Here is a 23,416-nt window from a genome sequence, read left to right as displayed (position 1 = left end):
TCAGCCCTTGCCGCCGCGACCGGCCCCGCCACCGGCGCCACCGCCGCCGGAGCCACCGCCGGGGAAGACCCCGCCGCCCGCGGCTCCGCCGGCCCCGCCCCGGTTGCCGCCGAGGCCCGGGAAGGAGGCGTTCGGGAAGCCGTTTCCGCCGCTGGTGGTGGGGAGTTCGACCTTGTCGCCCTCCTTCAGCCCGGAGACCACCTGCACGGTGCTGTCGCCCTCGACCCCGACGCCGACGGTGACCCGCTCGGAGGCGCCGTCCGGCTGCACCAGGGTCGCGGTGCGCGACGTTCCGGTGCCGGAGAGGGCGGAGGTGGGCAGCGAGAGCGCGTTGTCGGCCTCGCCGGTGATCACCTGGACGGTGGCGCTCAGGCCGGTGCGCAGCGTGCTGGTGTCGCCGGTGATCTGGAGCGTGGCCGCGTACTGGACGGCCGCGGAGCCGGCCGCGCCGCCGGAGCCGCTGCTGGTGGGCAGCGAACTGACCGACAGGACGGTCGCGTTGAGCTTGGTGTCGGACTGGGCGTTCAGGGTGACGGTGGCCGCCTCGCCCTTCTTCAGCTTGAGCGAGTCGAGCTCGGAGAAGTTCGCGGTGACCTGCATCCCGGTCGGGTTGGTGAGCACGATGAAGCCGCTCGGAGCGGACGTCGAACTCGCGCCGCCGCCCGTGGACTTGGTGGAGGAGGACGAGGAGGAGCCGGAGCCGGTGGCCCCGACGGTGTCGCCGACCTTGCCGGAGACCGAGGCGACCGTGCCGTCCACCGAGGCGGTCAGGGTGGTGCCGGTCAGCGCCGTCTGGGCGTTGGCGAGGTTGGTCTGCGCGGTGGCGACCTGCTGCTGGGCCTGGGCCACGGCCGCGTCGTCGACCTTGGTGGTGGTGATGGTGGTGGTCTGCGGGGCGGGCGTACTGCTCCCGCCCGCCCCGCGTCCACCGCTGCCGGCCCCGGCGCCCGGAGAGGCGGCGGAGGTGGCGCCCGGCAGTTGCTCGGTGGTCGTGGTGGTGACCCCGGCCTGGGCCTTGGTGAGGTTGGCCTGGGCCGTGGTGAGCGCGGACCGGGCCGCGTCCACCTGCTGCTGGGCCGCCGTGGTGTCGACGGTGGCGAGCACCTGGCCCTTCTTCACGGCGTCCCCGACCGCGACCTCGACCGCGGTGAGCCTGCCACCGGTGGTGAAGTCCTGGGCCGCGTCGGTCGGTGAGACCAGGGTGCCGGATCCGGACACGGTGGCCAGGACGGTGCCCTTGGACACCGTCGCGGTGCGGGCCACGGGCTTCGCGGAAGCCGGGCCGGAACTGCCGCTGACCGTGGCGTACACCAGGGCGGCACCGCCCAGCAGGGCCACGCCGAGCGCGGAATTGACGAGGACGGCGCCTCGCCGCCGTGGGAGCACCTTCATGCGGGACAGCTTCCCGGGGCCCTCTTGCGTCGTCCTGGACACCGGCTGGGAGAAGCCTGACCGGCCGGATCCGGGCATTGCGGACAGAGCGCCCCTCCCGTGCGGGCGCCTTGGCGGTCCCGTGGGCGGCCGTTGGTGGAACTCCCAGCGGGCTCCCAGCGACCTCCAGGCATCCGGCAGGACGTTCTGAGGGCGTTCTCACGGAGTCGGGCCGGGCCTGCGGCAGCCGTGCGGAACGCCGCACGGCCCGGGACACGCCGGGGCCCCGGGACACCCCAGGGCGCGGAACGCCGCAGGGGCGCGCCGGAAAACCGGCACGCCCCTGCGATCACCAACAGGACGTCAGAGCGACTTGCGGAAGGCCTCCGCCACCGACAGGAAGATCGAGTTGCCCTCGGCCTCGCCGATCGACACCCGCACGCCCTCCGGGAACGGCCGCACGATCACGCCGGCCTCGGCGCACGCGGCGGCGAACTCCGGCGAACGCTCGCCGAGCCAGAGCCAGACGAAGTTGGCCTGCGAGTCCGGGATCTCCCAGCCCTGGGCGCGCAGTCCGGCCACCACCCGGGTGCGCTCCTCGACCAGCGCCTCGACCCGCTCCAGCAGCGCCTCCTCGGCGCGCAGCGAGGCGATGGCGGCGTCCTGGGCGATCCGGCTCACGCCGAAGGGGGTGGCGACCTTGCGCAGCGCGGCCGCCACCGGCTCGTGCGCGATGGCGAAGCCGACCCGCAGGCCCGCCAGGCCGTACGCCTTGGAGAAGGTGCGCAGCACGCACACGTTCGGGCGGTCCCGGTAGAGGTCGATGCCGTTGGGCACCTCGGGGTCGCGGATGAACTCGATGTAGGCCTCGTCCACCACGACCAGGATGTCGCCGGGGACGGCGTCCAGGAAGCGCTCCAGCTCGGCGCGGTGGATCACGTTGCCGGTGGGGTTGTTGGGGTTGCAGACGAAGATCAGCCGGGTGTTCGGAGTGACCGCGGCGAGCATCGCGTCCAGGTCGTGGTCGCCGTTCGCCTTGAGCGGCACCGGGACGGGCGTCGCCCCGGAGACCGTGGCGACGATCGGGTACGCCTCGAAGGAGCGCCAGGCGAAGACCACCTCGTCGCCCGGGCCGGCCGTGGCGAGCACCAGCGACTGGGCGATGCCGACCGAGCCGGTGCCGGTGGCGATGTGCTCGGCGGGCACCCCGAAGCGTTCGGCCAGCACCGAGGTCAGCTCGGTGACCCCCATGTCGGGGTAGCGGTTGAGCGAACCGGCCGCCTTGACCGCGGTCTCCAGGACACCGGGCAGCGGCTCGTAGGGGTTCTCGTTCGAGGACAGCTTGTAGGCGTCGGCGCCGGCCGGCTTGCCGGGCTTGTACGTGGGGATGCCGTCGAGGGTCGGCCGCAGCCGCGGGCCCTGCGCTGACGTACCACTGCTCACGGTCGTACTCCGTTTCCAGTTGCGGAACTCTCCGGTGCGCTCGCCCGCCACGGACGGGGTCGCCTCCGTGCCCGGGACCTCGTGACGCGCCCGGACTCCCCGGTCGGGTGCCTTGCACGATACCGACCGCCCTCACCCGTAGGAGTGAGATGCCCGGTCGGGTTACAGGCGCAGATCAGCCATTCTGCCCGGTTCCTTTGGCACATGTCAGAGGTAAGAGGCCTGGTTTCAGGCGGGTATCGAAGGGGCGCACCCCGGCTCACTCTTGGAGAAACGTATCTCCGGGGGCTTTCGATGCGCCGGTCACAGACCCTTGTCAGGAGCCATACGATCGGTCCGCCATGACAGCAGCAGCCAACCAGAGCGGTCGGCGTCCCACCACCTCACGGCGTCTGGAGCGGGCCGGCATCCGGGATGTGGCAGCAGCCGCCGGAGTGTCGATCACCACTGTCTCCGATGCGCTGAACGGAAAGGGCCGCCTGCCCGACGAGACCCGCAGCCGGGTGCGCGAGGTAGCCGAGCGCCTCGGCTACCGCCCCTCCGCGGCCGCCCGCACCCTGCGCACGGGACGGTCCGGCCTGATCGGCCTGACCGTCACGACCTACGGTGAAGAGCCGTTCACCTTCACCGAGTTCGCCTACTTCGCCGAGATGGCCCGGGCCGCCACCAGCGCCGCCCTGGGCCGCGGCTACGCGCTGGTGGTGCTGCCCGCCTCCTCCCGCCACGACGTCTGGGGCAACATCGCCCTGGACGGCACCGTGGTGATCGACCCGCCCGACCAGGACCCCCTGGTGAGCGAGCTGTACCGGTCCGGCGTGCCGGTGGTCAGCGACGGCAAGCCCGGCAACTGCCCGGTCACCGCCTGGGTCGACAACGACCACGAGGCCGCCGTGCTCGGCATCCTCGACCACCTCTCCGAGGCCGGCGCCCGCCGGATCGGCCTGCTCACCGGCACCAGCACCGACACCTACACCCGGCTCTCCACCGAGGCCTACCTCGGCTGGTGCGCCAAGGTCGGGCAGGAGCCGGTGTACGAGACCTACCCGGCGCACGACCCGGCCGCCGGCGCCGTCGCCGCCGACCGGCTGCTCGCCCGCCCCGACCGGCCGGACGCCGTCTACGGACTGTTCGACCCCAACGGCACCGACCTGCTGGCCGCCGCACGCCGCTACGGCCTGCGGGTGCCGGACGACCTGCTGCTGGTCTGCTGCAGCGAGAGCGACGTCTACGCGACCACCGAGCCGCCGATCACCACGCTCTCGCTCAAACCGCGCAAGATCGGCACCACGGTGGTCAACCTGCTCATCGACGCGATCGAGGGCGTGGACTCCGGGACGGGCGTCGACATCGCCCGGCTCTTCCCGCCGCGGTTCCGCACCGCCGGCACCGGGCCGCCGCCCGGCACCCTGATGCCGACCGAGCTGATCGTCCGCGCCTCCTCCCAGCGCCGGAGTCCGCGCACCACCGTCAGCCCGCCCCGGGCCCCGGGCGAGGTATAGACCACCACGCCGCAGCGGCCCCGAGGCCGGGCCGCGCGGCCCCGCCACAGCTGACGAGACCATGCCGAGCCGGGACAAAACGGACCTTGCGGAACCGCCCGGCTGACGCTCCGGAGGATTGGATACCCACCAGGTGACGACGCCGGGAGAGTGGTCTTCCTATGATGGGCGAATGACACCCGAGGACCGCTTCCCCGGGCCCGAGCACCCCCACTCGGTCCCCCGCCACCAGCCGGACCTCGACGTGCTGCCGTACGGCACCTATTACGAACCCGACGCCGCCACCGGCTACCCCGCCGCACCCTACGAGGGGGAGGGCCACGACGGGGAGACCTACAGCGGCTACGGCGGAGCCCGCTACCTGGAGCAGCACTGGCCCGCCGACGGCCAGGGCCACACCGTGCACGCCCAGGGCATCGGCATGGACCAGGCCCCGGCCTTCTCGCAGCAGGGACATCAGGAACACCAGGGACAGCAGGAGCACCAGGGACACCAGGGGCAGGGCGGCTACGAGGACGGCCCCGGGTACGAGGAGCGCACGGGCTACGCGGGCGGGGAGCAAGGCGGCTACGAGAGCCGGGAGCAGGCCGGCTACGACGGCCAGGACCAGGGCGGCTACGACGCGCGCGAGCAGGGCGGCTACGACGGCCGGGACCAGGCCGGATACGAACCCACCCTGCCCGACCAGCCCTCCCCCGCACTCGGGCTCGACGGCCGCGACGACCCGCCGACCATCGAACTCGGCCCGCCGCTGCCCGACCCCGCCGCGCCGACCTACCCGTACCCGGCCCCCGGCCCCGGCGAGCCCCCCGGCCCGGTCTACGTCGTCGGCGACGTGCACGGCTACCTGGAGGAGCTGCGCGCCGCGCTGCACGGCCAGGGCCTGATCGACGCCGACGGCCACTGGTCGGCCGGCCGCGCCCGGATCTGGTTCCTCGGCGACTTCACCGACCGCGGCCCCGACGGCATCGGCGTCATCGACCTGGTCATGCAGCTGGCCGCCGAGGCCGCCGCGGCCGGCGGCTACTGCCGCGCCCTGATGGGCAACCACGAACTGCTCTTCCTCGGCGCCGCCAAGTACGGCGACGAGCCCGTCCAGTCCACCGCCGGCACCGCCTCCTTCCTCGCCGCCTGGCGGCTCAACGGCGGCCAGCAGAGCGACCTGGACCGGCTGGAGGCGCACCACATCAGCTGGCTCTCCCGGCTGCCCGCCATGGCGGTAGAGGACGGCCACCTGCTGCTGCACTCCGACACCACCGCGTACCTGGAGTACGGCGAGTCCATCCCCGACGTCAACGACGCGGTGCACGGCCTGCTCGCCGACGGCAGCGTGGACGAGTGGTGGGACTGCTTCCGCCGCTTCACCAAGCGGTTCGCCTTCCGCGGCGACGCCGGCCCGATGGCCGTCCACGAGCTGCTGGACACCTACGGCGGCAGCCGGATCGTGCACGGGCACAGCCCCATCCCGTACCTCACCGGCGCGGTGCACAACGACGACGGCCAGCCGCCGCACATCCCCGGGCCGTACGTGTACGCGGACGACCTCGCGGTGGCGATGGACGGCGGCGTCACCATGGAGGGGCGGCTGCTGGTCGCCCGGCTGCCCATCGGCTGAGGCGCGCGGCCGCTCCCTCGGCCGGATCGCCCTCCGGCTGCCGACCGCCGACCGCCGACCGCCGACCGGATCGCCCTCCGGCTGCCGACCGATCGTCAACCGACCATCGCCGTAGAACAGTTGTTCCCGGCGCTCGGGCGGTCGCACGCACGCGTCCCGGGGCGCGAAATTCCGGAAACCGACTGTCAGCCCGGGCGCGCCCGCCCCTACCATGAGGCACACCACACCCGGCCGCCCGTCCGGCGGCCCGCCTCCGCGCCCGTTTCGGCGTCCTGAGGGCCGCGCGCCCCCGGGGCGGAGCGAACGGGGTCCGCACGAACGGGGTCCCCATGTCCAACCCCCCGCCACTGCTCGCCGAGGACCGCCCGGAGTACGAGCGCCTCCTCACGGAAGCCCTGCGCGACCGCACCGTCCTCACCGCCCTGCGCGCACCCGGCGCGCTCACCACCGACCAGCTGCGCATCCGCGCCCTGCGCGACGCCGACCGCGTCAACGCCGCGGCCGCCACCGAGTACACCCACTACACCCGGCTGCGCGACAGCCTGCACAGCACGCCCCCGCCGCCGCCCGGCAGCGAACCGGCCGCCCCCGGGCTGCTCAGCCAGCTGCGCTCCGGGGGCGGCGGCGCCGGACTGTTCCCCGTCCTCACCGTGCTCACCCCGATCCTGGCCTGGGCCGCCGCCCTGTTCCTGCTGCTGATCGGCTACCTGCTGCGCGCCGCCGGTCCGGACCTCGCCCTCGCCCGCTCCCTGGTCACGGCCGGATGGGTGGCCCTCGCCGCCGGGGTCGCCGCGATGGCCATCGGCGTCATCGGGCTGCTGCTCACCGCCCTGCGCGAAGGCGCCGCGACCGCCCCGGCCGGCACCGACCCGGAGCTCGCCGCCGAACTCGGCGACGCCCACCGCGAGTGGCGCGGCGCGCTGCGCGAGCGCGGAATCCTCCCGTACCTGCTCGACGCGCTGCCGCCGGTGCCGGGCCCGGCGGCCCGGCCCGACCACGACGGCCCGGGCCACGAGAGCCCCGACCACGACGACCCCGACCACGACGGCGGCTACGAGGGCCCCGACTTCAGCAGCCCCGGCTACACCTCGCCCGCGTTCACCAGCCCCGGCCCCGAGGGGCTGACCGACCCCCGGGGCCGCACGACCCGCCCGGCCGCCTTCACCCCGCCCGACTTCACCGGCCCCGGGTACACACCGCCCGACTTCACCGGGCCCGACGAGGTCCGCTGAGCCCTCCGCGACGCCCCGGGTGCCCGGGGCGCTTCCGGGGGACATCCCCACCCCCGGTCCGGGTGCGACCACCATCGCCCCGGACTCCGCCGCCCGCCAGGCTGGAACCCACAAGAGGAGAACGACCGGGGGAGAGCGGCGATGAGCACCGGACCCGTCCGACCAGCACGCACCGGAGCGGCGCTGCTGCTCACCGCCTTACTCGCGGCCCTGCCGGGGCTGCTCCTCACCGGCGGACCGGCGGGCGCCGCGGCCGTGAGCGGCACGGCAGGGAGCACCACACCCGCTAGCGCCACACCCGCGAACACCACGTCGACGAACACCACGTCGGCGACGGGCGATCCGGTCGCCAGCCCGGTCGACTTCACCGGCGCCGGCGGCACCGTCCTGCACGGCCTGCTGCTGGCCGCCCCCGCCGCGACGGCCGGCACCCGCGGCCCCGGGCTGGTCATGGTCCCCGGGGCCGGGCCGGGCCCGCTGGCCGAACTGCGGGCCGCCGCCGAGGCGTACGCCCGGCACGGCGTCACCACGCTGGTCTTCGACAAGCGCACCGACGGCTACTCGATGACCCACCGGGACTACGGGCAGCTGGCCGAGGACGCCCTGGCCGCCGTCCGGCTGCTGCGCGCCAGGCCGGAGGTCGCGCCGGACCGGGTCGGCCTGTGGGGCCTGTCCGAGGGCGCCTGGGTGGCCTCGCTCGCCGCCACCCGCTCCACCGAGGCGACGTACCTGGTCACCGTCGGCGCGGTCGGCCTCACCCCCGCTCGCCAACAGGCCTGGGCGTACCGGGGCTACCTGCGCCACGCGGGCGTCCACGGCTCACTGATCGACGCGCTCTCGGACACCTCCGTCCGGCAGCTCACCGGCGCCGGACTCTTCCCGCAGGCCGACTACGATCCGGTGCCGGCGTGGGAGCGGGTCCGGCAGCCGGTCCTGGCCGAGTGGGGCACCCTCGACCGCGAGGCCGCCCCCGAGGAGAGCGCGACGATCATCCGCCGGGCCCTCGACCGCGGCGGCAACACCCACTACACGCTGCGGACCGTCCCCGACGTCCGGCACAACCTGCACCTCACCGCGGACGACGGCTACGACCGGCCCGACCGGCTCCCGGCGGACTACGCCGAGGCCGAGTCCGCCTGGATCCAGCGGCTCGCCACCGGCCTGCCCACCGCCTCCGCCGACCAGGCCCCGCAGCAGGACACCCGCAGCCGCGCGCTCGATCCGCTCCCCGGGTACGAGTCCACCTGGGTCGAGGCCGTCGCCACCCTGCTGTGCCTGACCGGCTTCGCGGGCTACGCGCTGACCGGCGCCGCCCGCCACCTGCGCCGCCGGCCGCGCCCCGCCGCCCTGCCCCGGGCCGCCCGCTGGGCCGCCCTCACCGGAACGGCCGCCCTCCTGGGCGCCCTCGGGTACCTGCTCTTCCTGATGGTCACCGCCGCGATGTTCCCCGGCCCGGTCCTGTTCGGCCGCCCGGTGGTCTGGCTGGCCGTCCAGCTGCTCGCGCTGTTCGCGCTCGGGTCGGCCGCCGTCGCCGCGGTCGGTGCCCGGCGGGAGCGGGCCGCCCTGGCCGCCGGCCCGGCGGCCGACCGGGTCCGGCTGGGCGCCCTGCTGCTGGCCGGGGTGGTCTTCCTGCCCTGGGCCCTGTCCTGGGGGCTGCTGCTGCCCTGACCCCGTCACCGCCGTGGCCTCCTGACCGCGGCGGGCGGCAGCCCCCGTGGCCTCCTACCGCGGCGACCGCTTGCTCCCCCGCCCGGGGGAGCGGGCCCGCCCGGTTTCAGCCCGGGTGAGGACGCCCCCGCCCGCGCGCTCCGGGAAGGTCGGAGCGGTGGCGGACGGACGGCGTCCGCCCGGACCGGGAGGCGGAACCATGGGCGCACGGACAATCGCGGCACGACTGCACGGCACACCGGCACCGGGCGTACCCCGCTGGGCGGTCCGGACCGGCTACGCGATCACCCTGGCGGTCCTGCCGTCCTGCCTCTGGCGGATCGGCGGCTTCATCCTCGGGCTGCCGCTGCTCGACCACGGCCCGACACCGCCGGAGCAGGACCCGGCCTCGTTCGACGGCGGCTGGGCGTACATCCTCGCGCTCAGCGTGGTCAGCGAGGCGCTGGCGCTCCTCTGCTTCGGCCTGGTCGCCCGCTGGGGCGAGGTGTGGCCGCGCTGGATCCCCGTCCTCGGCGGCCGCCCGGTCCCGGTGCTCGCCGCCGTGGTCCCGGCCGGGCTGGGCTCGGCGGCGCTGATGGTCTTCCCGTACGCGATGGTGATGTTCTCGCTCGGCCTGACCATCCGGGGCGACAAGGACGGGATCATCACGCACGGCTGGCAGACCGTCGTGTTCTGGGCCGGCTACCTGCCGCTGGCCGCCTGGGGACCGCTGCTCGCCCTGCTCACCGTGCACTACTACCGTCGGCGCAGGGCGAGTTGAGGCACCTTCCCCGCTCCGGCCCCTTCCTTGCTGCCTTTCCCCGCTCCGCCCCTTTCCCCGCTCCGCCCCTTTCCCCGCTCCGGCCCCTTCCCCGCTCCGGTCATGCCGGGTACGGCGCGGCAGCCCGCGCGTTCTTCAACGCGCCCGCCCACCAGGACAGCTGGTCGAGCAGGACCTTGGCGTAGCCGGGCGCCTGCGGATCGTTCGGGCGGCCGTCCGCCCAGGCGGTGAAGTAGTTCGGGAAGGCCAGGCCGTCCCGGATGGTCACCGCGTGCAGCTCGGTCAGCACGTTCTCCAGGTGCAGCACGGCATGCCGGCCGCCGGCCGCACCGCCGTAGCTGACGAAGGCGACCGGCTTGGCCGTCCACTGGGTGAAGTGCCAGTCGATCGCGGCCTTCAGCGAGGCCGGGTAGCTGTGGTTGTACTCCGGCGTGACGACGACGAAGGCGTCGGCGCCCTCCAGGGCCTCGGTCAGCTTCGCCATCCCGGCCGGACGCGGATAACCATCACCCGCGAACTTCGGTGAGGCGGCGGGAAGTTCGAGCGGCAGATCGACCTCGGCGAGGTCCACCGTCTCGACCTCGAAGCCGCCGTGCGAGGCGGCCTGCTCGGCCACCCACGAGGACACCACCGGGCCGAACCGGCCCTCCCGGACGCTGCCGAGGATGATCACCAGCTTGTGCGTGTTCGTCTCCATGGCGACCACTCTCCGCCCGCCGAACGGCCGCAACCAGGCCGTGCCCAGGCTGGCCCCCGCAGGGCCACCCTCCGCGCGACGATCAACCGTACGCTCGCCATATGGGCACACCACTGGGGGACTTCATCCGCGCCAAGCGCGACAGCATCCAGCCGGAGACGCTGGGCCTGCCCGACCACGGCCGCCGCCGCTCGCCCGGCCTGCGCCGCTCCGACCTGGCCGTCCGGGCCGGCATCAGCGTCGAGTACCTGACCCGGCTGGAGCAGGGCCGCGACCGCAACCCCTCCACCGCCGTGGTCAACGCGCTCGCCGACGCCCTCAGTCTCGACCCCGCCGAACGCAACCACCTGCGCTACCTCACCAAGATCACCGGCGGCGCGTGCGCCGGCCACGCCCGGCCCGTCCCCGCCCCGCGCGAGCTGCGCCCCACCGTCCGCGAGACCCTGCGCCTGCTCGAACCGGGCATCGCCGCCGTCACCAACCGCCTCGGCGACGTCCTCGCCCACACCAGCGGCTACGCGGCCGTCCTCGGCGCGGCCGGACTGCTCGACGCCCCGGCCCCGAACCTCACCCGCTACGTCTTCACCGACCCGCGCGCCCGCACCCTGTTCGCCGACTGGGACGACATCGCCGACGAGCAGGCCTTCGACATCTGGCTCGGGCCCTCGGTCGAGTCCGCCGAATGGCTCAGCACCGAACTCGCCCCGCTCGCCGGCCCCGAGTTCACCCGCCGGATCGGCAACCACCTCGTCCCCCGCCGGGGCCCGCTCCGCCTCCGCCACCCGTCCGGCCCCGAACTCCGGCTCCACCGCGAGACCCTGGACCTCACCGACGACGCCCAGCAGCTCCTCGTCCTGCTCCCCGCCGACGACGACACCGCCGCCCACCTCGACCGCCTGCTCGCCCCGGAGCGGCCCCGGCTGCGCGCGATCTCCTGAAGCCCCCACCGGTCGCTCCGCCACTACCGGTCACTCCGCCTGCTGCGGTCACTCCGCCGGCACGCACAACGGCGTCGCCCGGTCGGCCGACTCCGCAACGGCGTCCGTGGCCGCCCGGACGAAGGCGCGGACCCGGGCGGTGGTGTTGCTCTCCAGCCAGACCGGGCCGCGCTCGATCGGGGGCGCGTCATGGATCGGCACGTACGCGACGTCCGGGCGCGGGTAGTAGTGGCGGGAGTGTTCGCCGACCGGGAGGACGCCGCGGCCCATCGCGACCAGGCTGAGCATCTCGGAGAAGGTGCCGCCGGACGGCCCCTTGGGCACCGGGCGGCCGGACGGGGTCCGGCCGGGGGTGCGGTCGCGCTTGAAGCCCGCCGAGGTGACCTCCGGGTACTGCACCACCGGATGGTCCGCGAGCACCTCCAGCGACACCGACCGCTCGCCGGCCAAGGGGTGCCCGGCCGCCACCGCCAGGACCCGCCGCTCGGTCAGCAGCACCGGCCCGCGGGCCATGCCGTCGAACGGGTAGGAGGCGATCAGGACGTCGATCGAACCGTCCACCAGGCTCGCCCGGGAGTTGGAGAGATGCACCTCCCGCACGTCCACCCGGCAGTCCGGGTGCCGCTCGCCGAACAGCGCGGCCGCCTTGAGCAGCACCGGCGCCGTCCACTCGCCGAGGAACGCCACCCGCAGCTCCCCGGTGACGCCCCGGTTCGCGTCCTCCGCCCGGCGCAGCGCCGCCTCCATCGCCGCCACCACCGGGGCCAGGTCGTCCGCCAACTGCCGCCCCACCGGGGTGAGTCGGACCGACCGGCTGGTGCGGTCGAACAACTGCCCGCCGATCCGGCGCTCCAGCTTCTTCACCACCTGGCTGACCCGCCCGGTGGTCAGGTGCAGCCGCTCCGCGGTCCGGCCGAAGTGCAGCTCCCCGGCGAGCGCGAGGAAGACCTCGATCTCCAACCGCTCCAGCATCCCGCCCCGCCCCTCGATCGTTGAATCCGGCTCAACGATCCTACGGCGATCACGCATTGATCACCCGCCCGGCCGAGAGGATCGTTGAACCCGTCCCCGACAGCCCCACCCGAGCGGAGCCGATCACCCATGCGCGTCGTAGCCTTCGACCACCTGGTCCTCAACGTCGCCGACGTCGAGCGTTCGCTGGCCTTCTACGCCGGCCTCCTGGGCCTGGAGCCCGTCCGCGTCGACGAATGGCGCGCCGGCAAGGTGTCCTTCCCGTCGATCCGGGTCAGCGCCGAGACCATCATCGACCTGGCCCACGGCCCCCGGCACGAGTCCAACGTCGACCACTTCTGCCTCACCGTCGAGCCCCTCGACTGGCAGGAGGTCATCGACGCGGGCACCTTCACCGTCCTGGAGGGTCCCGTCCCCCGCTACGGCGCCCGCGGCACCGCCACCTCCGTCTACGTCCAGGACCCGGACGGCAACACCGTCGAACTCCGCTGGTACCCCCAGGACGCGGCCAACTGACCGTCCACCCCCAGCGCACGGCCAACAGACCGCGTGCCCGTCCCGGGCCCACGGGGGTGGCCCGGGGCGGGCACGCCGGAAGCGCCGCGCCCGTCAGTTCCGGCCGGCGAGGTGCTCGACCAGCCGGTCGAAACTGGAGTTGAGTCCCGCCTCGGCCTCCGGGCCGCGGAACATCTCCGGCACCCCGGTCTGGTGCAGCACCACCCGGGTGCCGCCCCCGTCGAGCCCGGTGAAGGTGAGGGCGGAACGCATGCCCGAGCCCTCCTCCACCATCGCGAAGAACTCGCCGACCCGGATCTCGGTGATCTCGGCCTTCAGCGGGTACCGGTCGCCGGTCGCGTCGATCACCATGGTGCTGTCGTAGCGACCGCCCTCCTTCGCCTCGACGGTCACGGTCTCCAGCGGCACGTGGGTGCCGACCGGACCCCAGAAGCGGACGAACTGCTCCGGCTCGAAGTAGGCCTCGAACGCGGCGGCCGGGGCGCCCGGCAGCTCGCGGGTGATGGTCAGCTCGCCCAGGTTCTCGGTCATCTCGGGATCTCCTCCGTGGTCACGTCCGTCGCTTGCACAGAGGTAGACCCCGGGCGTCCCGGAAACTCATCGCTCCCCGCGAAGGTTCTTCGACGACTTCTCCCACCGGTGTTCTCCACCGGTGTTCTCCACCGGTGTTCTCCACCGATGGAGAACGGCATCAGCCGTGAACCCGGCCGGGCGCGACGACCACCACCGGTCGGCCGAGCAGCAGCTCCGCCGCCGGAGTGTGGTTCCCCGTCGCGGAGGCTCCGGCCATCGCCGAGGCGGCCGTTGTCGGGTCGGTGCCGGGCGGCACCACCAGCAGGAGGAAGTGGTCCTGGAGGCCCCGGGTGACGCTGATCGTCGCGTCGCTGCCGGCGAACCAGTTGATCCTGACCATCAGGCCGTTGGCGGCGACGGACCGGGGCACACCGTCCCAGGCCTCGGTGTCGAGGCCGACCCGCAGGATCTGCCCGAAGTGGGCGCCGAGCGCGGTGATCAGGTCCGGCAGTTCGGCGAGGACCTCGTTCGAACGGGGCCACCAGGCCCCGTCGAAGACACCGTCCCGCGACATCGTCGGCTCCAGCTCCAAGCGCGGCAGCAGCGGGGCACCAGGCACCGTCCACGGCCCGGGGGAGGAAGGAATGGGGAGGGGGATCGGCATCATCTGAGGCCGCCCGTCCGGTCCACGAGGGACCCGTCATGACCCAGGGCGACGTCGACGCTGATGCCGGTGTCCGAAATGTCCTCGGTTACTCCCCACGCTACTCCGCCGTAGCCTCCCCCGGGCCGACCACCGCAGGAGTAGCCTCGGAGACATCCAGGGCATCCCGTATCCCGGTCCCCGTTCCGGCCTCGTTCTGGGTGCAGGACAGCCCGGCAGACCCCGCCCCGGCGGGTGGCCGGAGACGGGAACGGTGAACGCCGTGACCACTCACTCGCCCGTGACCACTCACTCGCCCCAACCCGCCCGGCCCGGCCACGGCCTCACGGTCGCCGACGCCATGGAACCCTGCGACTACCAGATAGCCGACGACAGCACCGTCGACCGGGCCGACGACATCCTCCGCGGCGCCCACCTGGACTACCTCCTCGTCCGCGGCCACGACGGCCGGTGCGAAGGGCTGGTCACCCGCACCGGACTTCACCCGTTCCTCACCCGCTCCTGGTACACCGAGCGGACCGCCATCAGCGCCACCACCCACCAGCGCGGCCCGTTCGCCTGGCCGACCATGGGCCTGACCCTGGCCGCGATCGCCATGCGGATCAAGCACCTGGCGGTCTGGCCCGTCGTCGACGAGGACGGCTACATCCTCGGCGTGCTCACCGCGGACCGCACCACCGACCTGCTCGCCGCCGAGCCCGCGTGACCCACGGCGCCCGGCACCCGGCGCTTGGTCGACCCCGCGCCCCGCGCCCCGCCGACCCCGCCGAACCCGCTCCCGGAAGCCCGTCCGGCGGCACATTCATCGGCCCGTTGGCTCATGACGGGCGCGAACCGGGGCAAGCAGCCGACGCAGCACCGTCGGGGTGTGTCCCACGTGCTCGCGGACGATGCGGGTCAGGTGCGCCTGGTCGGCGAAGCCGAGCTGTGCTGCCAGGGCGGCGAGGCTGGGTTCGCCCTCGGCGATCCGGTCCATGGCCCGGGTGACGCGTACGCGGTTGCGGTAGCGGGTCAGCGAGACGCCCGTCTCCCTGGAGAACACCCGGCTCAGTCGGTAGGGCGACACCTCCAGCAGCGCGGCCAGTGCGCAGAGCCCTCCGGCCTCCGGGGCCTCTTCGATGATCGCCTCGCGCGCCGCGGCGGCCAGCGCCCGGTCGGCCGGCCGGGAGCGGAAGGTCGGCTCACCGGCCGCGGCCGCGACGAGGCGGAGCAGCTCCTCCGCCAGCGCGTAGTCGATGTCGCCGGCGGCCGCGGCGGCCACCAGACGGCGGTGGGCGAGATCGACGCGCGCGTCGACATACACCGTCGTCGCGGCGGGCGGGCGCCCGAGGAGGGAGGGCTCGAAGCTGACCGACGTGCAGACGTCGCCGCCGGCCGGATGTGCGAAGCGCTCCTGTTCGCCGGGCGCGCCCAAGTAGGCCGTGGTCCGGTCCAGATCGGTGTCGGTGCCGTCGGCCGACCGCCGGAACCTGCCGCGTCGCACCAGCACCAGGCGGTGGTCGTCGCGGGTCTCCGGCTGCGACCACCGGGCGCGGTCGGAACGGCACCCCACCACGGCCACGGTGAACTCCGGCCGGGCGGCGAGGGTCGATGCGGACAGCATGCCGCGAACGGTATCCGCCGGGTACGACAGAACGGCCCGCAAGGATCTTCAAGACCTTCGGCGCCATTGCCCGGATGCTGGGGCTCACGTGATGACACGAAGGGAGCCATCCATGGCCGTCCACGCGGAGCTCACCGCGATCACCATCGACTGCGCCGATCCCGGGGCCCTCGCCGAGTTCTACCGCAAGGTCACCGGCTGGGACCTCGGGCAGGCCGACGACGACTTCGTCCAACTCGGCAGGGGGCCGGTCCGGTTGGCCTTCCAGCGGGTCGCCGGCTACCGGGGGCCCGGCTGGCCCGACGCCGCGAAGCACGCCCATCTCGACTTCACGGTGGCCGATCCCGAGGTCACGGTGAAGGAGCTGCTCTCGGCGGGGGCGACCAAGCCGGAGTTCCAGCCCGGCGAAGGCGAGTGGACCGTTCTCGCCGACCCCGAGGGCCACCTGTTCTGCATCGCTTCGGCCTGACGAGGAGTCGATCACCCATGGCCTCGATCCACAAGGAAATCGTCATCGACGCCCGCCCCGAGGCGGTGTGGTCGGTGCTCAGCGACTACGGCGCGGTGCACGAGCGGCTGGCGCCCGGGTTCGTCACCGACACCCGACTGAGCTCGGACACGCGGACCGTCACCTTCGCCGACGGCACGATCGTGTTCGAACGGCTCGTCGACCTCGACCACGAGGCGATGCGGGTCGCCTACACGGTCGTCGGCGGCAGCCTCCATCCGTCCCACCACCACGCGTCCATGCAGGCCCTTCCGGAGGCCGGCGGCCGGACGAGATTCGTGTGGCACACCGATGTCCTGCCCGACGCGCTGGCCGCACCGATCGCCGAGTCCGTCGAGCACGGTTCGGCGGTGATCCGCCGCACGCTGGAGGCCGCTTCATCGGCCGCGCCCGGACCGGCGCCCGTCTCGACCACGGCTCGATGAGCAGCCACGACATCGTCCAGGCCGCCTGGAAGGCGTTCGCCGGCCAAGACGCCGATCAAATCTCCGCGGTCTTCACCACGCCAATGACTACTGCCCGGTCTTCGAACTCCGTGACGGGCTGATCCACCGCGTCCGTGAGTACATGGACACCGCGCGCGGACACCGCATGGTCTTCGGCGACGCCGAGAAGTAGCCGAGGACGGCGAAGACGGCGAAGACGGCGAAGCGCCGCCCCGAGGTGATCGGGGCGGCGCTCAGGTGTCCCGGGTCAGTCGACCAGGGGCAGGTAGAGCTTGTTGCCCAGGACAGCGCCACGCGTGGTCGAGCGTCAGTCCGTCGGCGGGAAGTGGACCCACTCCGGACGCGCGCCGCCCATCACGGCGAGGGCTAGTGCCGACGGCGAGCTGCGGCTCGTCCGCTGCGCCTCACGAGGATGAGGATTGAGCCTCCCAGCACGACGGCGGCCGCCGAACCGACCGCCATGACGATCGACTTGTCGGAGCCGGTGGCAGCGAGTGCTTGCCCCGACTCGTGCGGACGCACGGCCGGCACACCCTGTTCGTGACCGCCATTGCCGTTCCCGTGGTCGGCCGGAACGTTGACGTGGTTGCCCTGGTCCTTCCCGTGATCACCTTGCTCATGGCCGCCGTGACCCTGCCCGCCGTGACCGCCTGGAGACTGGGGCGGGCCGGCCGGACCAGCAGGACCGGCCGGACCAGCAGGACCTGATGGGCCGGCCGGACCAGCAGGCCCAGCAGGGCCGGGCGAGCCGTTGGCGCCGGGCGAACCGTTAGCACCCGGCGAGCCATTGGCGCCCGGCGAACCATTGGCACCCGGCGAGCCATTGGCGCCCGGCGAACCGTTAGCACCGGGCGAACCGTTAGCACCCGGCGAGCCATTGGCACCCGGCGAGCCATTGGCACCGGGCGAACCATTGGCACCCGGCGAACCGTTAGCACCCGGCGAGCCATTGGCACCGGGCGAGCCATTGGCACCCGGCGAACCATTGGCACCGGGGGCGCCAGGAGCACCATTGGGGCCAGGAGCACCCGGAGCGCCGGGCGAACCATTGGCACCGGGAGCACCATTGGGGCCAGGAGCACCCGGAGCGCCGGGCGAACCATTGGCACCGGGAGCACCATTGGGGCCAGGAGCACCCGGAGCGCCCGGGGAGCCCGCCACCCCCGGAGCACCGTTAGGTCCAGGTGCACCCGGGGAACCGGCAGCACCAGGAGGACCGGCGGGCCCACTCGGTCCGGGCGGCCCACTCGGTCCGGGCGGGCCACTCGGTCCGGGCGGGCCGACGGTGCAGGCCGCCCTCGTGATGGTGTTGTCGTCCAGAGTGACAGCGCCGTTGCGCGCCAGGGCGCGGCCTTCGATCACCGAGGCGTGGTTCACGCTGATGGACGTGAGGGCCAGGATGTTGCCCTTGAAGAAGGAGTCGACATCGATGGTGGCGGAGCTACCGACCTGCCAGAACACATTGCAGGGCTGTGCCCCGTTGACCAGGCTGACGACGCTCGACGGAGCCGTGATGAGGGTGGAGCCGATCTGGAAGATGAAGACGGCGTTCGGGTCGCCCATCGCGTCGAGGGTGACGGTCCCGGTGAGGTTCAGCGACGAACTCGCCTTGTAGACACCGGGTGTCAGCGTCAGCCCTCCGATGTCGCCGGGCGAGGTCAGGATGGCCGTGGGGGCCCGGCCGGCGGCATCGTTGTAGGCGATGACGAGGTCGGACTGGGCCTGCGCCGCCTGCGCGTCGTTGACGTGCTGAACCCCGTTCACGGCTCCGGGGGGAAAGCCCGTCACGCTGGTGCCCGGGAAGAGCCCCAGGTCGCCGTTGATGACGCTGGGGCCGGTGTTGGTGACGGTTGAGCCCGCCAGGATCGCATAGCTGGTATCAGTCCCCAGCCCCACCGGTGCGGTTGCGGCGTGCGCGGGGCTGGGGACCAGGCCGGCCGTCGCGAGCAACGTCAGTCCGGACAGCAGGACGGACGCCCCCGCGAGTCGAGCGCGTCTACGCCCTCGTCCCGGTGGAGCGGACAACATGGCATCGACTGCCATAGGACAGGACCCTTTCTTGTCGCCGTTGAACTCCGTCACCCGAAGAGGGCATTCGGAGCGCCGCTGGTGGTTTCCGGTCAGGCCTCACGCCCTCGCACTCGCGCCGGAGGGCTTTCGACGATCGGGAGCCGACCAGTGCAGGTGATGGAGAGTCATCAACTCACTACACCGTGCAACAACAACATGAAAAGAAGAGAGTGATAAAGATGCAACGGAGTGACGCACCAGCGCCGATCGGGGAATGGCCCCATCCCGCGGCCATCATTCGTCTACGCACCAAATGGCGGGTTTGTCACTCCATTGGCAGCCGAAGGCCGGCAGCTGTCGGCTGGGGGGCTGGGGGCTACCCCGGTCGCCGCCAACGCCATAGCAGTACCGTTTTTTCCTCTTGGCCGCGCCCGGGCCGGTGAATCACGTATCGCCCCGTGATCCCAATCGTTGGCCCGATCATGAACGACCTAACGAATCCGCAGGAAGAGGCGCTCACTGCGGCCGCCGGTGACGCCGACACGGTGGCCGAGCGCTGCCGTGCCGCGGGTGGCCTGCTCAGGGTCACCCTCGGTGAACTGCGCGCGGAAGTCGGCTACCGAAGACTCGGCAAGTACGTCCTGGAAGAACTGGCCGAGCGCCTTACCGAGGAGGGGCTCGGCTGGTTCCCGGCGTGGCGGCTCTCCCCGAGGGAGAACGGCGAGCCGCGGAAGGAACACGACCTGTGGGTGTTCCTCCGGGACGGTGGCCTGCGCTGCCAGGTCATCGACGCCGTCCAGGCTCCCGACGGCTCCGACGTCCCCATGGTCCTGAACGGCCTGCTCACCGGCCGTCCCCAGAATCTCTCCCCGGAGCGCAAGCTCGGCCTCATTCGCGAAATCCTCGGGCTCTGACCCACACCCGAGAATCCGGCCACCGGATTCCACCTGCACACCCGAACGTGCGCGGCGCTGCGCCGGACACCGCCGTCGGGGTCCCAGCGCAGCGCCTCGACACCTGCCGTCAGTCGGCCAGCGGAAGGTAGACCCGGTTGCCCTGGGCCGCGAACTCGGCCGACTTCTCGGCCATGCCCGCCAGGGCCTCGGCGCCGAACTCGCTGGTGACGGCCGTCGATCCGTCACCGTGCTCGTCGCGGATCTTCTGGGAGATCTTCATCGAGCAGAACTTCGGGCCGCACATCGAGCAGAAGTGCGCGGTCTTGGCGGGCTCGGCGGGGAGGGTCTCGTCGTGGAAGGCGCGGGCGGTCTCCGGGTCGAGGGCCAGGTTGAACTGGTCCTCCCAGCGGAACTCGAAGCGGGCGTCGGAGAGGGCGTCGTCCCAGGCCTGGGCGCCGGGGTGGCCCTTGGCCAGGTCGGCGGCGTGGGCGGCGATCTTGTAGGTGATCACTCCGGTCTTGACGTCGTCCCGGTTGGGCAGGCCCAGGTGCTCCTTGGGGGTCACGTAGCAGAGCATCGCGGTGCCCCACCAGGCGATCATCGCCGCGCCGATGCCCGAGGTGATGTGGTCGTAGCCGGGGGCGACGTCCGTGGTCAGCGGGCCGAGGGTGTAGAACGGCGCCTCGTCGCAGATCTCCTTCTGGAGATCCATGTTCTCCTTGATCTTGTTCATCGGGACGTGGCCCGGGCCCTCGATCATCACCTGGACGTCGTGCTCGCGGGCGATCCGGCCGAGCTCGCCGAGGGTCTTCAGCTCGGCGAACTGCGCCTCGTCGTTGGCGTCCGCGATCGAGCCCGGGCGCAGGCCGTCGCCGAGCGAGAAGGTGACGTCGTAGGAGGCCAGGATGGAGCAGAGTTCCTCGAAGTTGGTGTAGAGGAAGTTCTCCTGGTGGTGGGCCAGACACCAGGCCGCCATGATCGAGCCGCCGCGCGAGACGATGCCGGTCTTGCGGCGCGCGGTGAGCGGGACGTAGCGCAGCAGCACGCCGGCGTGGACGGTCATGTAGTCGACGCCCTGCTCGCACTGCTCGACGATCGTGTCCCGGTAGACCTCCCAGCTCAGCTCCTCGGCCCTGCCGTCCACCTTCTCCAGGGCCTGGTACAGCGGCACGGTGCCGATCGGCACCGGGGAGTTGCGCAGGATCCACTCGCGGGTGGTGTGGATGTTGCGGCCGGTGGAGAGGTCCATGACGGTGTCCGCGCCCCAGCGGGTGGCCCAGGTCATCTTCTCCACCTCCTCCTCGATCGAGGAGGTGACGGCGGAGTTGCCGATGTTGGCGTTGATCTTCACCAGGAAGTTGGTGCCGATGACGGCCGGCTCCACCTCCGGGTGGTTCACGTTGACCGGGATGACGGCCCGGCCGCGGGCCACCTCGGCGCGCACGTACTCCGGCGCCAGGCCCTCGCGCAGCGCCACGAACTCCATCTCCGGCGTCACCACGCCCCGCTTGGCGTAGGCGAGTTGGGTGACGGCGGCGCCACCGCGACCGCGCAGCGGGCGACGCGGCCGGCCGGGGAAGACGGCGTCCAGGTTGCGCAGGTTCCCGCCGCGCGGCGAGGTGTGCTTGATCCCGTCGTCCTCGGGGCGCGGCTCGCGGCCGTCGTACTCCTCGACGTCGCCGCGCTGGCGGATCCAGGCGTCCCGCAGGGCGGGCAGGCCGCGCCGCACATCGGGCTCGAAGGACGGGTCGGTGTACGGGCCGGAGGTGTCGTACAGCGGGACGGACCCGCCGTTGGTGAGCCGCACCTCGCGGTACGGAACGCGCAGGTCGGGACGCGACCCCTCGCGGTAGGACTTGCGCCAGGCCGGGGTCGGGTAGCCGGTGCGCTCGCTGCTGGGGGCGCCCTGGGCAGACTGCGGCTGTGCTTCGAACGTGGTCATCTGACCTCTACTCCCTACGCCGGCATTACCCGGTCAGGTTCCTGCGGTCGACGCAGCCGTCGGTCCGTCCGTCGACGTCCCGGTCAGCGTCCTCTCAGCCCGGTGCTCCGAGCTCCCGCGTCGCAGGCGGTGTTGCCTGCACACGACGCCCAACACCGTAGCGAGCCGATCGCCGCAGGTCCAGAGCGCCCCACGAGCCGGTCACCCCGTCCCGTCGAGCGACCGGTGTCGTCGTCGACCTCTTCGGCTACTACCGCAACCAGTAGCCGATCGGATACCGGAGAACGGCCGAGGCCCGGTCCCCCTCTCGTGGGGGCCGGGCCTCAGGGCGGCGTTACGGGGTGGTGGGTCAGCTCTTGGCGGCCTTCTTCACCAGGACCACCACGGCGGCGGCGATGCCGACCACCACCAGCAGCTTGATCACGATCGAGAGCAGGGCGCCGACGACGCCGAACACGAAGGCGACGATGTTCCAGGCCAGCACCAGGACCAGCACCGGGATGACGATGTTGCGCACCCAGGAGGGCAGCGACTTCCAGAGCTCAGCCATGTCGGTTCCTCTTCTCCCCTCGGGTCGGCCGCCGTCCGGTGCCGCATCCCGCTTGCTTTCGGTACTTCGATCGTACGGTGGCGCGAGTGCCGGAACGAGGCCCAACGGCCCGGAGAGAACCCCGAGATCACCCCGAGCCCGACCCCCCGGGTGACCCCCGAGAATTCGTCCGGCGGCGTACAACCCCCGGCGTTCCCAAGCGTCCAACCAGTGCCGGAAGAACACCCGTCCGGTGCCATCGACCAGGGGGGAACCTGATCATGCGGGCCAGAACAGCCGTGTCCACCGCCGCTCTCGCGGCGCTCAACCTGACCGTGGCGGCGCTCGCCGCGGTCCCGGCGACCGCGGCACCGGCGGCCGTGACCGCCGCCGCCGACGTGACCGCACCGGCCGGGTTCGTCGGGATGTCCCCGACCCGGATCCTGGACACCCGCTCCTACGACCAGACCCCGTCGCACGACCACTTCGGACCGCTCAAGGAAGGCGAGTACTACAGCACCCCGGTCTCGCAGCGCTGCGGCAACCACCCGCCGATGTACTGCGGCTCCGCCGTGCCGACCGACGCCACGGCCGTGGTGGTCAACCTCACCGTGACCGACCCGACCGCCGACGGCTTCGTCACGCTCGCCCCCAAGGCCGGCCCGGCCGGCACCAAGCCCGCCACCTCCAGCATCAACTTCAAGGCCGGCCAGACCATCTCCAACCTGGTCACGATCGCGGTCGGTCCGGTCGGTCGGGGCGCCCCGTGGATCAACGTCTACAACAACGCGGGCACCGCCCATGTCGTGCTCGACGTGGTCGGGTACTACCGGACCGCGGCGACCGACAAGTACGGCCCGCTGACCCCGACCCGGATCGCCGACAGCCGCAGCGACGGCACCGGGCGGCTCGGCGGCGACGCGGTGCGCAGCTACCAGGTCGCCCGCCCCGAGCTGGGGACCGCGGACGCCACCTCGGTGGTCCTCAACGTCACCACCACGGACGGCTCCTGGGACAGTTTCCTGACCGCGTACCCGAGCGGGACGCAGCGGCCCGCCTACGGCTCGAACGTCAACTTCCCGGTGGGATCGACGGTCGCGAACCAGGTCGTGGTGCCGGTCGGCGCGGACGGGCGGATCGACGTCTACAACCGCGCCGGCTGGGTGCACGTGATCGTCGACGTCGTCGGTTACTACGGGCCGTCCGGAAGGGGCCTGTTCAGCGCGCTCACGACGCCGGTCCGCAACCTCGACACCCGGATCACCGGTGGCAAGCTCCAGCAGGGGGCGACCACGACCGTCCAGGCCGTGCCCGCGGACGGCTCCGTCCCGAACGTGCTGGGTGTCGAGGCCAACGTCACGATCACCGACGTCACCGACTCCGGCCACCTCACGGTGTTCCCGGGCGGGGGCCTGCCGCCGAACACCTCCACCGTGAACGTCGAACCCGGGCAGACCGTCGCCAACTCGGTGACCACCGGGGTCACCGGCGGGGGCACCTACTCGGTCTTCAACCACGGCGGCCCGGTGAACGTCGTCGCCGACCTGACCGGCTACTTCGTCACCGGCTGACCGGGCACCGCCCGCCCGTCGTC

At 72.7% G+C, this 23,416-nt stretch carries 22 protein-coding genes and 1 riboswitch; of the genes, 12 read left to right on the top strand and 10 right to left on the bottom strand.

Features of this window, described 5'->3' with window-relative positions:
• Positions 1-1,392, bottom strand: coding sequence for an efflux RND transporter periplasmic adaptor subunit (locus ACFWJ4_RS20725; RefSeq protein ID WP_380545856.1), 1,392 nt, complete (start codon positions 1,390-1,392; stop codon positions 1-3).
• A gap of 342 nt (positions 1,393-1,734) precedes the next feature.
• Entirely contained in the window at positions 1,735-2,814 is a 1,080-nt protein-coding gene (gene hisC / locus ACFWJ4_RS20720) for a histidinol-phosphate transaminase (protein ID WP_380545855.1), read from the bottom strand.
• Positions 2,815-3,155: 341 nt separating this feature from the next.
• Between hisC and ACFWJ4_RS20715 the strand changes: the two genes are divergently transcribed.
• The 5 genes from ACFWJ4_RS20715 to ACFWJ4_RS20695 all read left to right on the top strand — a co-directional run bounded on the left by ACFWJ4_RS20715 (position 3,156) and on the right by ACFWJ4_RS20695 (position 9,588).
• On the top strand, positions 3,156-4,313 hold the full coding sequence (locus tag ACFWJ4_RS20715) for a LacI family DNA-binding transcriptional regulator (RefSeq protein ID WP_359905133.1): 1,158 nt from the start codon (positions 3,156-3,158) through the stop codon (positions 4,311-4,313).
• Positions 4,314-4,485: 172 nt separating this feature from the next.
• Positions 4,486-5,928, top strand: a complete 1,443-nt coding sequence (locus ACFWJ4_RS20710) for a metallophosphoesterase (RefSeq protein ID WP_380545853.1) — start codon at positions 4,486-4,488, stop codon at positions 5,926-5,928.
• A gap of 329 nt (positions 5,929-6,257) precedes the next feature.
• Complete coding sequence (locus tag ACFWJ4_RS20705) at positions 6,258-7,160, top strand: hypothetical protein (RefSeq protein WP_380545851.1); 903 nt, start codon at positions 6,258-6,260, stop codon at positions 7,158-7,160.
• A gap of 141 nt (positions 7,161-7,301) precedes the next feature.
• Entirely contained in the window at positions 7,302-8,828 is a 1,527-nt protein-coding gene (locus ACFWJ4_RS20700) for an alpha/beta hydrolase family protein (RefSeq protein WP_380545849.1), read from the top strand.
• Positions 8,829-9,027: 199 nt separating this feature from the next.
• Positions 9,028-9,588: a hypothetical protein gene (locus ACFWJ4_RS20695; RefSeq protein WP_380545848.1), complete on the top strand. Its 561-nt coding sequence runs from the start codon at positions 9,028-9,030 to the stop codon at positions 9,586-9,588.
• Between the two features lie 100 nt (positions 9,589-9,688).
• Here ACFWJ4_RS20695 and ACFWJ4_RS20690 read toward each other — a convergent pair whose 3' ends face one another.
• Entirely contained in the window at positions 9,689-10,285 is a 597-nt protein-coding gene (locus tag ACFWJ4_RS20690; RefSeq protein ID WP_359905145.1) for an NAD(P)H-dependent oxidoreductase, read from the bottom strand.
• Positions 10,286-10,386: 101 nt separating this feature from the next.
• On the opposite strand from ACFWJ4_RS20690, the gene ACFWJ4_RS20685 reads away from it, so the two are divergent.
• Positions 10,387-11,223 carry a helix-turn-helix domain-containing protein gene (locus ACFWJ4_RS20685; protein WP_380545846.1) on the top strand — a complete coding sequence of 279 codons (837 nt, stop codon included), beginning with the start codon at positions 10,387-10,389 and terminating at the stop codon, positions 11,221-11,223.
• 48 nt (positions 11,224-11,271) lie between these two features.
• Here the strand turns inward: ACFWJ4_RS20685 and ACFWJ4_RS20680 are convergent, their stop codons facing one another.
• Complete coding sequence (locus ACFWJ4_RS20680) at positions 11,272-12,195, bottom strand: LysR family transcriptional regulator (RefSeq protein ID WP_380545844.1); 924 nt, start codon at positions 12,193-12,195, stop codon at positions 11,272-11,274.
• A 129-nt stretch (positions 12,196-12,324) separates the two neighbouring features.
• On the opposite strand from ACFWJ4_RS20680, the gene ACFWJ4_RS20675 reads away from it, so the two are divergent.
• Positions 12,325-12,711 carry a VOC family protein gene (locus tag ACFWJ4_RS20675; protein WP_359905153.1) on the top strand — a complete coding sequence of 129 codons (387 nt, stop codon included), beginning with the start codon at positions 12,325-12,327 and terminating at the stop codon, positions 12,709-12,711.
• 93 nt (positions 12,712-12,804) lie between these two features.
• Here the strand turns inward: ACFWJ4_RS20675 and ACFWJ4_RS20670 are convergent, their stop codons facing one another.
• Both ACFWJ4_RS20670 and ACFWJ4_RS20665 read right to left on the bottom strand, forming a co-directional pair.
• Positions 12,805-13,242: an SRPBCC domain-containing protein gene (locus ACFWJ4_RS20670; RefSeq protein ID WP_380545842.1), complete on the bottom strand. Its 438-nt coding sequence runs from the start codon at positions 13,240-13,242 to the stop codon at positions 12,805-12,807.
• A 160-nt stretch (positions 13,243-13,402) separates the two neighbouring features.
• Positions 13,403-13,798, bottom strand: coding sequence for a DUF5994 family protein (locus tag ACFWJ4_RS20665; RefSeq protein WP_380545840.1), 396 nt, complete (start codon positions 13,796-13,798; stop codon positions 13,403-13,405).
• A gap of 370 nt (positions 13,799-14,168) precedes the next feature.
• Between ACFWJ4_RS20665 and ACFWJ4_RS20660 the strand changes: the two genes are divergently transcribed.
• Positions 14,169-14,594 carry a CBS domain-containing protein gene (locus tag ACFWJ4_RS20660; protein ID WP_359905161.1) on the top strand — a complete coding sequence of 142 codons (426 nt, stop codon included), beginning with the start codon at positions 14,169-14,171 and terminating at the stop codon, positions 14,592-14,594.
• A 96-nt stretch (positions 14,595-14,690) separates the two neighbouring features.
• On the opposite strand, the gene ACFWJ4_RS20655 is transcribed toward ACFWJ4_RS20660, so the two are convergent.
• Positions 14,691-15,491, bottom strand: coding sequence for a helix-turn-helix transcriptional regulator (locus ACFWJ4_RS20655; protein WP_380545838.1), 801 nt, complete (start codon positions 15,489-15,491; stop codon positions 14,691-14,693).
• A 112-nt stretch (positions 15,492-15,603) separates the two neighbouring features.
• Here ACFWJ4_RS20655 and ACFWJ4_RS20650 point away from each other — a divergent pair, with 112 nt between their 5' ends.
• Entirely contained in the window at positions 15,604-15,960 is a 357-nt protein-coding gene (locus tag ACFWJ4_RS20650) for a VOC family protein (RefSeq protein WP_380545836.1), read from the top strand.
• 17 nt (positions 15,961-15,977) lie between these two features.
• A complete protein-coding gene (locus ACFWJ4_RS20645; RefSeq protein ID WP_380545834.1) occupies positions 15,978-16,424 on the top strand; it encodes an SRPBCC family protein in 447 nt (148 codons plus the stop codon).
• Positions 16,425-16,811: 387 nt separating this feature from the next.
• Here the strand turns inward: ACFWJ4_RS20645 and ACFWJ4_RS20640 are convergent, their stop codons facing one another.
• Positions 16,812-18,527 (bottom strand): ice-binding family protein, encoded by a 1,716-nt coding sequence (locus ACFWJ4_RS20640; protein WP_380545832.1) that lies wholly within the window; start codon positions 18,525-18,527, stop codon positions 16,812-16,814.
• Positions 18,528-18,937: 410 nt separating this feature from the next.
• On the opposite strand from ACFWJ4_RS20640, the gene ACFWJ4_RS20635 reads away from it, so the two are divergent.
• Positions 18,938-19,369, top strand: a complete 432-nt coding sequence (locus ACFWJ4_RS20635; protein ID WP_380545830.1) for a hypothetical protein — start codon at positions 18,938-18,940, stop codon at positions 19,367-19,369.
• A gap of 109 nt (positions 19,370-19,478) precedes the next feature.
• On the opposite strand, the gene thiC is transcribed toward ACFWJ4_RS20635, so the two are convergent.
• A complete protein-coding gene (gene thiC, locus ACFWJ4_RS20630) occupies positions 19,479-21,293 on the bottom strand; it encodes a phosphomethylpyrimidine synthase ThiC (protein ID WP_380545828.1) in 1,815 nt (604 codons plus the stop codon).
• Positions 21,288-21,422, bottom strand: a riboswitch (TPP riboswitch). It overlaps the preceding gene by 6 nt.
• A gap of 220 nt (positions 21,423-21,642) precedes the next feature.
• On the bottom strand, positions 21,643-21,843 hold the full coding sequence (locus tag ACFWJ4_RS20625) for a DUF5326 family protein (RefSeq protein ID WP_049653234.1): 201 nt from the start codon (positions 21,841-21,843) through the stop codon (positions 21,643-21,645).
• Positions 21,844-22,103: 260 nt separating this feature from the next.
• Here ACFWJ4_RS20625 and ACFWJ4_RS20620 point away from each other — a divergent pair, with 260 nt between their 5' ends.
• Positions 22,104-23,393, top strand: coding sequence for a hypothetical protein (locus ACFWJ4_RS20620; RefSeq protein ID WP_380545826.1), 1,290 nt, complete (start codon positions 22,104-22,106; stop codon positions 23,391-23,393).
• The last annotated feature ends 23 nt before the right edge of the window (positions 23,394-23,416 follow it).

Origin of the sequence: Kitasatospora sp. NPDC127067, assembly GCF_042724755.1 — a bacterium.
Classification (GTDB): Bacteria; Actinomycetota; Actinomycetes; order Streptomycetales; family Streptomycetaceae; genus Kitasatospora; species Kitasatospora lactacystinica.
This window is presented reverse-complemented; position numbering and strand designations above follow the sequence as displayed.

Coding starts and splice junctions, on each gene's coding strand:
- ACFWJ4_RS20725 (WP_380545856.1), bottom strand. CDS start 1,392: ATGAAGGTGCTCCCACGGCGGCGAGGCGCCGTCCTCGTCAATTCCGCG.
- ACFWJ4_RS20715 (WP_359905133.1), top strand. CDS start 3,156: ATGACAGCAGCAGCCAACCAGAGCGGTCGGCGTCCCACCACCTCACGG.
- ACFWJ4_RS20710 (WP_380545853.1), top strand. CDS start 4,486: ATGACACCCGAGGACCGCTTCCCCGGGCCCGAGCACCCCCACTCGGTC.
- ACFWJ4_RS20705 (WP_380545851.1), top strand. CDS start 6,258: ATGTCCAACCCCCCGCCACTGCTCGCCGAGGACCGCCCGGAGTACGAG.
- ACFWJ4_RS20700 (WP_380545849.1), top strand. CDS start 7,302: ATGAGCACCGGACCCGTCCGACCAGCACGCACCGGAGCGGCGCTGCTG.
- ACFWJ4_RS20695 (WP_380545848.1), top strand. CDS start 9,028: ATGGGCGCACGGACAATCGCGGCACGACTGCACGGCACACCGGCACCG.
- ACFWJ4_RS20690 (WP_359905145.1), bottom strand. CDS start 10,285: ATGGAGACGAACACGCACAAGCTGGTGATCATCCTCGGCAGCGTCCGG.
- ACFWJ4_RS20685 (WP_380545846.1), top strand. CDS start 10,387: ATGGGCACACCACTGGGGGACTTCATCCGCGCCAAGCGCGACAGCATC.
- ACFWJ4_RS20680 (WP_380545844.1), bottom strand. CDS start 12,195: ATGCTGGAGCGGTTGGAGATCGAGGTCTTCCTCGCGCTCGCCGGGGAG.
- ACFWJ4_RS20675 (WP_359905153.1), top strand. CDS start 12,325: ATGCGCGTCGTAGCCTTCGACCACCTGGTCCTCAACGTCGCCGACGTC.
- ACFWJ4_RS20670 (WP_380545842.1), bottom strand. CDS start 13,242: ATGACCGAGAACCTGGGCGAGCTGACCATCACCCGCGAGCTGCCGGGC.
- ACFWJ4_RS20665 (WP_380545840.1), bottom strand. CDS start 13,798: ATGTCGCGGGACGGTGTCTTCGACGGGGCCTGGTGGCCCCGTTCGAAC.
- ACFWJ4_RS20655 (WP_380545838.1), bottom strand. CDS start 15,491: ATGCTGTCCGCATCGACCCTCGCCGCCCGGCCGGAGTTCACCGTGGCC.
- ACFWJ4_RS20650 (WP_380545836.1), top strand. CDS start 15,604: ATGGCCGTCCACGCGGAGCTCACCGCGATCACCATCGACTGCGCCGAT.
- ACFWJ4_RS20645 (WP_380545834.1), top strand. CDS start 15,978: ATGGCCTCGATCCACAAGGAAATCGTCATCGACGCCCGCCCCGAGGCG.
- ACFWJ4_RS20635 (WP_380545830.1), top strand. CDS start 18,938: ATGAACGACCTAACGAATCCGCAGGAAGAGGCGCTCACTGCGGCCGCC.
- thiC (WP_380545828.1), bottom strand. CDS start 21,293: ATGACCACGTTCGAAGCACAGCCGCAGTCTGCCCAGGGCGCCCCCAGC.
- ACFWJ4_RS20625 (WP_049653234.1), bottom strand. CDS start 21,843: ATGGCTGAGCTCTGGAAGTCGCTGCCCTCCTGGGTGCGCAACATCGTC.
- ACFWJ4_RS20620 (WP_380545826.1), top strand. CDS start 22,104: ATGCGGGCCAGAACAGCCGTGTCCACCGCCGCTCTCGCGGCGCTCAAC.